The following is a 214-nucleotide window of genomic DNA, read 5'->3' as shown; positions in this document are numbered from 1 at the left end:
TGAGTTTGCAATTAAGGAGACAACTTATCCTCTTACAACTGAGAATATACCGTTGATTTTTAAGGATGAAATGTTTGATATTGATCCCATCCATAATCTTCAAATAAATCTATATGATCTTGAAGGGCAAGTGCTAAAAAGTTCTAAGCGAACGATTCAAAGCGATACCACTGAGATATGTATCGGTGCTGAAACATTAAATACTTTGGCTAAA

At 33.6% G+C, this 214-nt stretch carries 1 pseudogene; it reads left to right on the top strand.

Going from position 1 to position 214, the window contains the following annotated elements:
• Positions 1–214 (top strand): annotated as a pseudogene (locus ACRHOC_RS15830) (two-component sensor histidine kinase); the annotation flags it as partial.

Source organism: Winogradskyella poriferorum (assembly GCF_050618035.1).
Taxonomy (GTDB): domain Bacteria; phylum Bacteroidota; class Bacteroidia; order Flavobacteriales; family Flavobacteriaceae; genus Winogradskyella; species Winogradskyella poriferorum_A.
Note: the sequence above shows the minus strand (reverse complement) of the source record. Positions and strands in the feature narration are given on the sequence as shown.